The following is a 12,083-nucleotide window of genomic DNA, read 5'->3' on the forward strand; positions in this document are numbered from 1 at the left end:
GGTCCGGGATTGACTAGACTGACGCTCTGGGCAAGGTGGGGCGCATGATCGATCTGCGCCCGGTTGGATATATCATCGGAATGCTGACATCCGTGCTGGGGCTGACGATGCTTATCCCGGCGGCGGTGGATTTGGGCCATGGTGCAGCGCATTGGCTGGTTTTCGTCGAAAGCGCGGTGCTGACGACGACGGCAGGCGCGCTGCTGGCGCTGGCCTCCCGCGACGGGCTGGCGCGGACGCTCTCGATCCATCAAAGCTTTCTGCTGACCTCGCTCGTCTGGCTGACGCTGCCGTTCTTCGGGGCGCTACCTTTCATGCTGGGTGTGCCGCATCTGTCTCTGGTCGATGCCTATTTCGAGGCGATGTCAGGGCTGACCACGACCGGCACCACCGCGATTCCGCAACTCGATACGCTGCCGCCGGGGGTGAACCTGTGGCGCGGACTGCTGCAATGGCTGGGCGGTCTGGGGATCATCATCGTCGCAATGATCTTCCTTCCGGTGATGAAGGTCGGCGGGATGCAGTTCTTCCGCTCGGAAGGGTTTGACACGCTTGGGAAAATCCTGCCGCGCGCAATGGATATCTCGACCGCGCTGATCCGCATCTATGTCGGGCTGACGATTGCCTGCGCGCTGACCTATATCGGTCTCGGCATGAAGGGGTTCGACGCGATCATGCACGCCCTTACGACGATGAGCACGGGCGGCTTCTCGAATTACGACGCCAGCTTCGCCGTTTATAAGGGCGCGCCCGAATACGCGGCCTCGGTCTTCATGGCGCTGGCCGCGATGCCGTTCATCCGCTTCGTTCAGGTGATGCGCGGCGATACGATGCCACTGTGGCGCGACCCGCAGGTGCGTGCCTTCCTGCGCTGGATGGGCTACGCGATCGCGATCATCGTGCTCTACCGCATGATCCGCCACGAGGCCTCTTTCTGGCCGACGCTGCGGGAGGTGACGTTCAACGTGGTCTCGACCTTCACCGGCACCGGCTATGCCTCTGAGGACGTGACCCAATGGGGCCATCTGGCCTTCACGATCCTGCTGATTTCCGGACTGATCGGGGGCTGCACGGCCTCCACCGCCTGTTCCGTCAAGGTGTTCCGCTACCTGATCCTGCTGGAGGCGATCAAGGCGCAGATCCAGCGGCTCTACTCGCCCCACCGCCTGCTGAAGGTGCAATATGGCGGGCGCCCGGTCGAGGATAGCGTGGTCAACTCGGTGATGGCGTTCTTTTCGCTCTTCATCCTGATCTTCGGGATGCTGATCATCGCGCTGACCTTCACCGGGCTCGGAACCGAGACGGCGATGACCGCCGCCTGGACCTCGATCGCCAATATCGGCCCCGCATGGGGGCCCGAGATCACCGCCAACGGCTCGGTCGCGGATTTCCCCGACAGCGCGAAGTGGCTGATGAGCGCGGCGATGTGTCTCGGGCGGCTCGAATTGATGAGCGTGCTCGTGCTGCTGCTGCCGCGCTTCTGGCGGGGCTGATCACTTCCAGCAGGAAATCTGCACCACCATCCCGTCGGCCATCTGCTGCAGGTCTTCCGGCGCGCGGTTGGCCGAGATGCCCGCCTCTTTCGGCGTGAATCCCTTGTCCGACAGGCCCGGCGTCATTGCCTTGCTTTGCAGCGCGACGCTCAGATTGTCGGGCAGCACCCGGTTCGCGTCGTCACTCGCGGGAAGCAACATCCCCACGACCGCGCCCGTCCCGTCGAGCACCGGCCCGCCCACGTCGCCCGCGCGGGTCTGCGCCTCGATCCGGGCCTGATTCTCTTGTCCTTCCAGCCCCTTGAGCGCCGAGAGCGTACCGAAATTCAGCACCGGCGCGGAGAGCGCTTCGGGGTAGGAGAAGCCCGCTACCGCGACCTTCGCCCCGGCCAGCGGCGCGTCGGGATTGAATTTCGCGACTTCCCTCGGGGCGAGCGTGTCTTGCGGCGTCAGAACCGCGTAACCCTTGGCGCCGCTGTCGAAGCTGAGCGAGGCGGCATGGTCTTCGATCGTGATCCGGCCGCACTGGTCGAGCCCCTCGGCGGCGGTCAGCACATGGCCGTCCGCATCGATGAAGAAGCCCGAGCGCGAGAAGACCGGTGCGCGTTTCTCGATCCCCGCCATCAGGGCGGCCCGCGTTACCGACATCGGCTGACCGAGCGTCGAGTCGAGCGTCTTGGAGCCGATCGGCGTGAAGCTTCCCTTCATCGCGTCGAGCACGCGATTCATTCGCTTGTCGTCCCCGGCGGGCCAAACCAGCGTGAAGCCCTTGATCTGCCCGTTCGAGAGCTCCGCATGGGTGTAGGAATGGACCGCCGTATTCTCGCCCTCGATGGTGAAGCTGTTGCCGCGGATGTTGCGCTCGCCGCCCGTCGGCACGATTTCAAGCGTCTGCATCGCGTCATAGAGCCCGCGCAGCCGCGCCGTGTCGCCGGGCTGAGAGATCAGCAGTACCTGCACGCCGCTGTCGTCCTTGGGTGCGTAATTGACGAACGGCGCGTTGTAGCGGGCGAATTTCACCAGCCCCATCGGCAGCTCGATCCGGATCCCGGCTTCCTGCTCGGTGACGGTCTGCAGCCCCAGCGCCGCGCGCTCGGAGGCGACCTTGTCGAGAAGTGCGGCCTGCTGGGTCGAGGACAGGACGCCTGTTGGTCGGTAGCCATTCTTCGACTGCCAGTCGGCGATGGAGCCGCGCGTGCCACGGCCGAAAATCCCGTCGATCGCGCCCTGATAGCTGCCTACCCATTCCAGCGCGGTCTGGATGTCGCGCTTGGTCTGCGGATCGAGGGCGGCTTCGAGACGGCGCGACTCCGCCAGCGTCTCCACAGGCTCGGGCGCGGGCGTAGCCTCTTGCGGGGCTGGGGTAACGTCCCGCAGGGCCGGTGCGTCAGACGCCGCGGTGGTGTCGGAGTTCAGCGCTTCGGGCGCGGTGGTGGTATCTTGCGCAGACGTATCGGGTGTGCTCGCCATCGCATCGGGTGGCGTGGTCTGATCGCTCGATTGCGCCGTCTCATCCGGACCGTCCAGCGGCTCCACGTCGATCGGCGCAGGCATCGGCGCGCCGCGCACGTCGCTTTGCGTGTCGGCCTGCGGGGCGGGCTGGGTCGCCTGCGGGGCTGTGTTCAATGTCGCGCCCACCGGCCAGAATTGCTGGCGGAAGTTGTTGCCATCGGCCACGAAACTGTCGCGCGGGATCAGACCCTCGCGGCGCAGAACCCGGCGCCGCGCATTCGCCTCCGCATCGTCGGCAAAGGGGCCAAGCGCGATCGCGTACCAGCCGGAATCAAGCCGGAACCCGGTCGTGTCGGGGAACATGCCCGCCCAGTCGCGGGCGCGCGCTTCGGCTTGGGCAAGCGAGCTTTTCGCCTCGATCTGTACCCAGGCCTCGGCCCAGGCCGCGCCGGTCCAGACCATGCCGGTCAGGCTGGCCCCGACGACGATCGAAACTGTCCGTGAAATTGCCCGCATTGCCACTCCCCGATGATATAAGCTTTTCCCCCGAACTTAGCGCAACGCGAGCCGAGGTCACCCCCCAAACGCCCCCGTTCGGGTCACGAAATCCGCCGGTGTGGGGCAGGGGCCGCAGCTTTGCGCGCCGCATGTCGCGGATCGCCTGCCCGAACTCTTGCAGGGCGTTGACGCCCCCGCGCCCCTTGCCTAGAGAGAAGGCGCTTCAACGGAAGGTGCGAAATATGGCAAACCCGGACGCCCCGAAATCCTTTCAGGAAATCATCCTGCGCCTGATGAGCTATTGGGCCTCGAAAGGCTGCGCGGTGATGCAGCCCTATGACATGGAAGTGGGGGCAGGCACCTTCCACCCGGCGACGACGCTGCGCGCGCTCGGCTCCAAGCCGTGGGCGGCCGCCTATGTCCAGCCCTCGCGCCGTCCGACCGATGGCCGCTATGGCGAGAACCCGAACCGCCTGCAGCACTACTATCAGTATCAGGTGCTCATCAAGCCGAGCCCGCCGGACCTGCAGGAGCTCTATCTCGGCTCGCTCCGCGCGATCGGGATCGACACCGAATTGCACGATATCCGCTTCGTGGAAGACGACTGGGAAAGCCCGACGCTCGGTGCGTGGGGGCTTGGCTGGGAAGTCTGGTGCGACGGGATGGAAGTCAGCCAGTTCACCTATTTCCAGCAGGTCGGCGGCCATGACTGCAAGCCGGTCTCGGGCGAGCTGACCTACGGGCTCGAGCGTCTGGCGATGTATGTGCTGGGCATCGATCACGTCATGGACATGCCCTATAACGACCCGTCCGCGCCGATCGCGCTGAAATACGGCGACGTGTTCCGCCAGACAGAGCAGGAATATTCGCGCTGGAATTTCGACGTGGCCGACACCGACACGCTGCTGCGCCATTTCGAGGATGCCGAGGCCGAATGCGAACGCATCCTCGCCTCGCCTGAGACCGACGACGCAGGCCGCAAGATCATCATGGCGCACCCGGCCTATGACCAGTGCATCAAGGCGTCCCACCTCTTTAACCTGCTCGACGCGCGCGGCGTGATCTCGGTCACCGAACGTCAGGCCTATATTGGCCGCGTCCGTGCGCTGGCGAAGGCCTGCGCCGACGCTTTCGTGCTCACCGAAGCAGGCGGGGCCTCCCAAACCGAAACCGGCGAGGCCGTCGCGTGAATGGTAAACTCATCGGAGGCGGCATCGTGGTGATCGCGCTCGTCTTCGGCGCGGTGGTCTATTATTCGCAGGAATACGGTTATTACGATGAGATCGCGCCGGGCTCCGACGCGGCGAAAGTCTCGCTGATGGAGCTGGACGGCACGACGCAGGATCCGCTGGACGCCGAAGGCTACAAAGGGATCGACGCGGACAGCTCGCCCCTGCGCTACCGCGCCTGCTTCGACACCGATCTGTCGATCGCAACGGCGACCGAGACCTATGAGGTCTATGACCGACCGACCCCGCTGATCGGCCCGAAATGGTTCGACTGCTACGATGCGAAAACCATCGGCGCCGACCTCGAGGCAGGCCGCGCGGTGGCCTTCCTGTCGCAACACAACATCCACCCCGGCGTCGACCGGGTCGTGGCTCTTTATCCCGATGGCCGGGCCTATGTCTGGCACCAACTGAACGACGAAGCGGAGAAATGACATGCCCGATCTTCTGATTGAACTGTTCTCCGAAGAAATCCCCGCGCGGATGCAGCCCAAGGCCCGCGAGGATCTGAAGAAACTGATCACCGATGGCGTCGTCGAGGCGGGTCTGACCTATGCCTCCGCCGGCGCTTTCTCGACCCCGCGCCGCCTGACGCTGACCGTCGAGGGGCTGACTGCCAACTCGCCGACCCTGCGCGAAGAGCGCAAGGGCCCGCGCACCGACGCGCCGGAGAAGGCGATCGAGGGCTTCCTGCGCTCGACCGGGCTGACGATGGATCAGCTCGAGGCGCGCGACGACAAGAAGGGGCAGGTCTATTTCGCGGTGATCGAAAAGCCCGGCCGTCCCGCGACTGAGATCGTGGCCGAGGTGCTGGAGAAGACGATCCGCAACTTCCCCTGGCCGAAATCAATGCGCTGGGGCGAGGGCAACCTGCGCTGGGTCCGCCCGTTGCATTCGATCCTCGCGATCCTGACCGACGAGGCCGGCGCGACCGTCGTGCCGCTCGACGTGGACGGCATCAAGGCCGGCGACACCACGCGCGGTCACCGCTTCATGGCGCCCGATTTGCTTCAGGTCTCGGGCTACGAGAGCTACGCCAAGCAGTTGAAAGCCGCCAAGGTCATGCTCGACCCCAATGAGCGTGCCGAGGCGATCGAACACGACGCCGCGCAAATGGCCTTCGCCAAGGGCTGGGAAGTGGTGCCGGACAAGGGCCTTCTGGCCGAGGTCTCGGGCCTCGTCGAATGGCCTGTCACCCTGATGGGCGAGATCGACGGCGAATTCCTCGACCTGCCGCCCGAGGTGCTGCAGACCTCGATGAAAGAGCATCAGAAATTCTTCTCGGTGAAGAACCCCAAGACCGGTCGGATCGAGGGTTTCGTGACCGTCGCCAACCGCGAGACCGCCGATCACGGTGCGACGATCCTCGCGGGTAACCAGAAGGTGCTCTCGGCGCGTCTGTCGGACGCCAAGTTCTTCTGGGAAAACGACCTGCGCACCGTTCAGGCGCACGGGCTCGAAGGGATGGGCGCGGGGCTCGACGCCGTGACCTTCCACAACAAGCTGGGCAGCCAAGGCGACCGTATCCGCCGGATCGAAAACCTCGCGCGCGAAATCGCGCCCTTGGTCGGCGCGAAGCCGGACCTTGCCGCCGAGGCCGCCCGCGTCGCCAAATCCGATCTGCGCTCTGAAATGGTCTACGAATTCCCGGAGCTGCAGGGCGTGATGGGCCGCTACTACGCGCAAAAGGCGGGGCTGTCGGACGCCGTTGCCGATGCCTGTCGCGACCATTACGCGCCGCTTGGCCCGTCCGACGACGTGCCCTCCGAGCCCGTCTCGGTCGCCGTGGCGCTCGCCGACAAGATCGACACGCTGACCGGCTTCTGGGCGATCGACGAGAAGCCGACCGGCTCGAAGGATCCCTTCGCGCTGCGTCGCGCCGCGCTGGGGGTGATCCGGTTGGTGCTGGCGAATGATCTGCGTATCGACTTGGCCCCGGTATTTGAGCGCCTGATTGAAAGCGAGCCTTATCGTGTTGGAGATCGGGAATTCTCTAACTATCTCGCATATCGGCTTGAAGATCTAAAAGCGCGCTTCGCGGAATTTGAAGCCGCTAAAGTGAAGGGGCAACCAATTGATCCCCTCACGAAAGAGCCGACAGACCAAGTGGAAATGCACGAGCGTAGTCTGCTGGACGGTATTTCGAAGTTTGAGCGACAATATGTTGACTACAAGAAGTGGCTTGTCGTCGCACCAGCCGACCTCCTCTCCTTCTTCCACGACCGCCTGAAGGTCCACCTGCGCGATGCGGGCATCCGCCACGACGTGATCGACGCCGTGCTCGCCATGCCGGGCTCTGACGATCTCACCCTCGTCGTGAAGCGCGCCGAGGCGCTGTCGGACTTCTTCAAGACCGACGACGGCGAGAACCTGATCCAGGGCTTCAAGCGCGCGAACAACATCCTCACGCAGGCCGAGGAAAAGGACGGGGTGGAATACAGCTTCGGCGCCGATCCGAAATTCGCGGAAACCGACGAGGAAAAAGCCCTCTTCGCCGCGCTCGACGCCGCCGAAGCCAAGATCGCCCCCGCAATGCAGGCAGAGGATTTCGCCGCTGCGATGTCCGCCATGGCCGATTTGCGCGCGCCGATCGACGCCTTCTTCGAGGCGGTGCAGATCAACGCCGACAACCCGATCCTGCGGCGCAACCGTCTCAACCTGCTTTCGCGCATCCGGCAGATCTGTCTCGATGTGGCCGACCTCACCAAGATCGAAGGCTGATCCTTCCTCTTGATGTAAATATCCCCGCCGGAGGCGCCCGCACGGCGCCTCCTGTCGCAAGGCCGAAACAGGGTGGTCCTGTGACGCCGCGTCCTCTGTCCGAATGTCACACTTGCGAGAGGCGGGAATCAGCCTATCCTGCGTCGAGAGAGAAGGCGCGCTGCGATGCAGAAACCCGTTGAAAACGCTGATTTTGTGACCCTTGCGCCGTCGGCGTCGGTCGATAAGGCACGCCACGGCTGGCGCGCGAAATGCCTTCAGCGGCTGATCCGGCTCGATCTACCCGTCCCGAAAACCGTCGCGCTGCCCGCCGAGACGGTGCGCGCGATCGCGTCGGGGCAGGTTTTCGACATGACCGCGATCGCGGAGTGCTTCGGGCCGGAGATGCTGGTCTCGGTCCGACCGAGCCCCGAAAATCCCGAATGGGGCGGGCCGGGCACGGTGCTCAATGTCGGCATGAATGATGACATGCATGCGGTGCTGTCGAATACGCACGGCTCCGAGGCCGCCGACGCGCTCTATCTTCGTTTCGTGCAGCTCTACTCGATCCATGTCGCGCGGCTCGACCCGGACATGTTCCAGCAGGAGCCGGGGCCGGGCGCATTGGAAGCGGCGCTGGACGCCTATGAGGAAGAAACCGACGAGCGGTTTCCGCAATCGGGCGCGCGGCAACTGGCCGAGGTGCTGCGCTCCATGGCGCGGGCCTGGGAAGGCACGACGGCGCGGCTCCTGCGGCAGGCCAAGGGCGCGCCGCCCGACGCCGTGCTGGGCCTTCTGGTGCAAGAGATGGCGCTGGGGATAGGGCCGGGCCTGTCGGGTTCGGGCACGATGCAATTCGTCGACAGCGTGACCGGCGCGCCGCAGATCACCGGGCGGTTCCGCGGCCAGAGCCAGGGCCGTACCAGCGCGGTGGAGACGCTCTATCTCACGCGCGACCCGCGCGGCGCCTCGCTGGAAGAGGCAGATAGCGGCGTGTTCGACACGCTGAAGGATTACGGCGCGCGCTGCCGGGTGAAGCTGCGCGAGGAGATGCAGATCGAGTTCACCATCGAGAGCGGCAAGGTCCATGTGATCGACGCGGTGCGGGTGCCGCGCTCGTCGCGCGCCGCCGTGCGCATCGCGGTGGCCTTGGCCAATGACGACGTGATCTCGCGCGAGGATGCGCTGCTGCGCGTCGAGCCGCGCGCCATCACCGAGCTTCTGCACTATCAGGTCGATCCGCGCGCGCCGCGTGACGTGCTCGCGCGCGGGATCGCGGCCTCTCCGGGGGCGGCGGCCGGCAAGATCGTGTTCTCTGCGGCGGCTGCGCAGGCCTCTGCTGCGCGCGACGAGCCCTGTATCCTCGTGCGCCGCGAAACCTCACCCGAGGATATTCGCGGGATGCATGCGGCGGTCGCCGTGCTGACCGAGCGCGGCGGGATGACCTCGCACGCGGCGGTGATCGCGCGCGGCCTGGGGCTGCCCTGCATCGTCGGCGCCGAGATCGAGATCAACAGCCGCGAGCGCCAGTTCCGCGGCCCCAAGGGACGGTTGTTCCGCGAGGGCGACACGATCACGCTCGACGGAACCAATGGCGAGGTGCTGGTGGGTGCGGCGGAGATGCTGGCGCCGGCGCTCGACGACGGGTTCCGCACACTTCTGAGTTGGGCCGATCTGGTGCGCGACATCGGCATCCGCGCCAACGCCGACACGCCCGAGGATGCGCGCACCGCGCTGATGTTCGAGGCCGACGGGATCGGGCTGTGCCGGACCGAGCACATGTTCTTCGACGAAGACCGCCTGACGGTGATGCGCGAGATGATCTTCGCCGACGGGCCGGAGGATCGCCGCGCCGCTCTCGAACGGCTGCTACCGATGCAGCGGGCCGATTTCGGGGCGCTGTTCGAGTTGATGAAGGGCGAGCCGGTCTGCATCCGCCTCTTCGACCCGCCTTTGCACGAATTCCTGCCGCATGACCGCGAGGGGATGCGCGAGCTGGCCGAGGCGTTGGATCGCCCGCTGTCGGAGGTCACGCGCCGGGTGGAGGCATTATCCGAGTTCAACCCGATGCTGGGGATGCGCGGCGTGCGTCTGGGCGTGACCGTGCCCGAGATTTACGACATGCAGGCTCGCGCCATCTTCGAGGCGACCGTGGAGGCGCTCCGCCGGGGCGCCGAGGTGGTGCCGGAAATCATGATCCCGCTCGTTTCCGCCTCGCGCGAGGTGGAGATCGTGAAGACTCGCATCGACGCCGTGGCGGCCGCCGTGCGCACCGAGACCAAGGCAGACTTCACCTACCGCCTCGGCGTGATGGTGGAGACGCCCCGGGCGGCGCTCCGCGCTGGCGAAATCGCCGAGCACGCGGCTTTCCTGTCCTTCGGGACCAATGACCTCACACAGATGACCTACGGCCTCTCACGCGACGACGCGGGGCGCTTCATGTCGACCTACGTCAACCAGCAGGTCTACGCGGAAGACCCGTTCCACATTCTCGACGTCGAAGGGGTGGGGGAGTTGCTGCTGATCGGGGCCGCGCGCGGACGCTCGGCCCGGCCCGATGTCACGATCTCGGTCTGCGGAGAGCATGGAGGAAACCCCGAATCAATCGCCTTCTGCCGGGCTGCGGGATTCGATTATGTCTCCTGTTCGCCCTTCCGGGTGCCGGTCGCCCGTCTCGCCGCTGCCCATTTCGCGCTCTTGGCGCCGCGCGGACGATCCTTTCCGTAAAGGTAATGTCACAGAGGCGGAATTTCGGCGGTTTTTCTCAAATACCATTGGCAAATCGGCGCTCATCGCGGTATGCGACTGACGAGGGACATAGCACGCAAATCACCGTGCATTTTGGCAAGAATCCGCCGTGGCTCCGCAGGGGGCTGCGCATATTTGCGTGAAAGCCTAGACATGGGTAGCTCGCTCGGGTAAGCGATGCGCCGTCGCGGCTCAATGGGGGGTGCGCGGCGATTGTTCTTATCGGAAGAAAACCATGTCACTGCTGAAAAGCTGGACGGGGGGTGCTGTCATCCTCCTCGCCCTCGCCGGAGGCTTGCGTGCCGAAGTCACGGTAAGCCAGTCGAACGACCCCACTGAGGTCGCCGAACAAGGACTGATGTCGGTCCTGTGGACGGAGCGCTCCGCGATGAGCGCGATCGACAAACGACGGGTCACCGCGCTCACGATGGCGCCGGCCCGGTCCAAGAAGCATGCTACTCTGCCGGATGTCCTTTCTGCCAAATGGCTGTCCGAGCAACCCGCTGCGAAGGGCGACAAACAATTCGAATGTCTCTCGCAGGCGCTTTACTTCGAGGCGCGTGGAGAAAGCGTGAAGGGCCAGCAGGCCGTCGCCGAGGTCATCCTGAACCGTGTCGACGATCCGCGCTTCCCCGGCTCGATTTGCGGCGTCGTCCATCAGGGCAACTCGCGCGCTTGCCAGTTCAGCTGGTACTGCGACGGTCGCGCCGATACGGTCCACAACAAGGGGGCCTTTGCCGAGGTCGCGAAAGTCGCCCGGGCGATGATCGACGGCGCGCCGCGCTCGCTGACCGAAGGGGCGACGTACTTCCATACCCGCGCGGTACGCCCGAGCTGGTCGCGCCGCTTTGCGAAGACCGCGTCGATCGGCCATCACATCTTCTACGCCAACCCGGTGCGCACCGCCTCGAACTGAGGCCGCGTCTTCGGAGGCCCGAGTCGCGGGCAGGCGATGAAACGACGGTTGAGGGTGGGCTTCGGCCCGCCCTTTTCCTATGCTCGACTTGCTCGACATGACTGAAAAATTCCCGAGGCGCGCATGAGTTCCGACATTTCCCTCGCCTTCTCGCATCCCGAAGCGCGGGCGGCCGCATCTGCGCCCACCGATCCCCGGGATCGCATCTCGCTGCGCGACCATGTGGTGGAGGCCGATATCGGCGCCTTCCAGCAGGAGCGCGGCCATACGCAACGTCTGCAATTCAATGTCGTGGTGGAGGTGCGGCCGACGCCGGAGCCGCTCGAGGACGATGTGGACCGCATCCTGTCCTACGACCGTATCACCGAGGCGATTGCGGCGGAGCTGGCCGAAGAGCGGGTGAACCTTCTGGAGACGCTCGCCGCCGGCGTGGCAGAGCGCATCCTCGCGAGCCCGCAGGCGATGCGCGTCTTCGTGCGGATCGAGAAGCTCGACCGCGGCCCCGGCGCGCTCGGCGTCGAGATCGTGCGCTCCCGCGCGTCTGTCCCGGTGAAAAGCATCGACGCGAGCGGGGTGGAGGAAAGCCTGCACCCGATCGTCGCCTATCTCTCGAACGCGGCCATAGACTCGCCGGACCTGTCGGCGCGGCTCGACGTGCTGCAGGAGGCGGGCCACCCGGTCATCCTCGCGGTGGGGCTCCCTGACGGAGAGGTTCCCGAAAGCGGGCAGGGACCAACGCAGCGCCGCATCGACCTTCTCGCGATCGAGCAGAACGCCTGGCGTCTTGCTGCGCGCGATCCGCGCTGCGTCGTGGTGGCGACGCGCACCGAGATCGACTGGGCGATGCGCCACGGCCAGATGGTCGTCTGGGCGCCCTCCAAGATCGTGCTGGACGCAACCGACGGTCCGAAAAGCCCCGCCCGCGACGCGATGGCGCTGGCGCTCTGGCTGGCCGAGCAGATGGCCGCGACCCGGCTGGAACTTCACGGGACTGTTTCAGCCCCGGCAGGAAGCCGCGTGCCGGTGGAGACGCGCCCGCTCTGAACG

General features: G+C 65.6%; 8 protein-coding genes. 7 read left to right on the plus strand and 1 reads right to left on the minus strand.

Features of this window, described 5'->3' with window-relative positions:
- Positions 1-44 precede the first annotated feature (44 nt).
- On the plus strand, positions 45-1,493 hold the full coding sequence (locus B6V76_RS17850; RefSeq protein ID WP_075776959.1) for a TrkH family potassium uptake protein: 1,449 nt from the start codon (positions 45-47) through the stop codon (positions 1,491-1,493).
- Here the strand turns inward: B6V76_RS17850 and B6V76_RS17855 are convergent, their stop codons facing one another.
- Positions 1,494-3,461 carry a trypsin-like peptidase domain-containing protein gene (locus B6V76_RS17855; RefSeq protein ID WP_088728075.1) on the minus strand — a complete coding sequence of 656 codons (1,968 nt, stop codon included), beginning with the start codon at positions 3,459-3,461 and terminating at the stop codon, positions 1,494-1,496.
- A 224-nt stretch (positions 3,462-3,685) separates the two neighbouring features.
- Here B6V76_RS17855 and B6V76_RS17860 point away from each other — a divergent pair, with 224 nt between their 5' ends.
- From B6V76_RS17860 to B6V76_RS17885, 6 genes are all read left to right on the plus strand, one after another.
- Positions 3,686-4,633 (plus strand): glycine--tRNA ligase subunit alpha, encoded by a 948-nt coding sequence (locus B6V76_RS17860; protein WP_088720089.1) that lies wholly within the window; start codon positions 3,686-3,688, stop codon positions 4,631-4,633.
- Positions 4,630-5,106 (plus strand): DUF6446 family protein, encoded by a 477-nt coding sequence (locus B6V76_RS17865; RefSeq protein WP_088722494.1) that lies wholly within the window; start codon positions 4,630-4,632, stop codon positions 5,104-5,106. The genes B6V76_RS17860 and B6V76_RS17865 overlap by 4 nt, the downstream gene beginning before the upstream one ends.
- A gap of 1 nt (position 5,107) precedes the next feature.
- Positions 5,108-7,393, plus strand: coding sequence for a glycine--tRNA ligase subunit beta (gene glyS / locus B6V76_RS17870; RefSeq protein WP_088728076.1), 2,286 nt, complete (start codon positions 5,108-5,110; stop codon positions 7,391-7,393).
- 165 nt (positions 7,394-7,558) lie between these two features.
- Positions 7,559-10,099 (plus strand): putative PEP-binding protein, encoded by a 2,541-nt coding sequence (locus B6V76_RS17875; RefSeq protein WP_088728077.1) that lies wholly within the window; start codon positions 7,559-7,561, stop codon positions 10,097-10,099.
- Positions 10,100-10,355: 256 nt separating this feature from the next.
- Positions 10,356-11,036 (plus strand): cell wall hydrolase, encoded by a 681-nt coding sequence (locus B6V76_RS17880; protein ID WP_075776954.1) that lies wholly within the window; start codon positions 10,356-10,358, stop codon positions 11,034-11,036.
- Positions 11,037-11,159: 123 nt separating this feature from the next.
- Positions 11,160-12,080: a dihydroneopterin aldolase gene (locus B6V76_RS17885; RefSeq protein ID WP_075776953.1), complete on the plus strand. Its 921-nt coding sequence runs from the start codon at positions 11,160-11,162 to the stop codon at positions 12,078-12,080.
- Positions 12,081-12,083: the final 3 nt, after the last annotated feature.

Source organism: Thioclava sp. IC9, assembly GCF_002213225.1.
GTDB classification, from domain to species: domain Bacteria; phylum Pseudomonadota; class Alphaproteobacteria; order Rhodobacterales; family Rhodobacteraceae; genus Thioclava; species Thioclava nitratireducens.

What these genes read in the sequence shown, in the direction of transcription:
- B6V76_RS17855 (WP_088728075.1), bottom strand. Translation starts at nt 3,461, where the DNA reads ATGCGGGCAATTTCACGGACAGTTTCGATCGTCGTCGGGGCCAGCCTG.
- B6V76_RS17875 (WP_088728077.1), top strand. Translation starts at nt 7,559, where the DNA reads ATGCAGAAACCCGTTGAAAACGCTGATTTTGTGACCCTTGCGCCGTCG.
- B6V76_RS17850 (WP_075776959.1), top strand. Translation starts at nt 45, where the DNA reads ATGATCGATCTGCGCCCGGTTGGATATATCATCGGAATGCTGACATCC.
- glyS (WP_088728076.1), top strand. Translation starts at nt 5,108, where the DNA reads ATGCCCGATCTTCTGATTGAACTGTTCTCCGAAGAAATCCCCGCGCGG.
- B6V76_RS17880 (WP_075776954.1), top strand. Translation starts at nt 10,356, where the DNA reads ATGTCACTGCTGAAAAGCTGGACGGGGGGTGCTGTCATCCTCCTCGCC.
- B6V76_RS17860 (WP_088720089.1), top strand. Translation starts at nt 3,686, where the DNA reads ATGGCAAACCCGGACGCCCCGAAATCCTTTCAGGAAATCATCCTGCGC.
- B6V76_RS17885 (WP_075776953.1), top strand. Translation starts at nt 11,160, where the DNA reads ATGAGTTCCGACATTTCCCTCGCCTTCTCGCATCCCGAAGCGCGGGCG.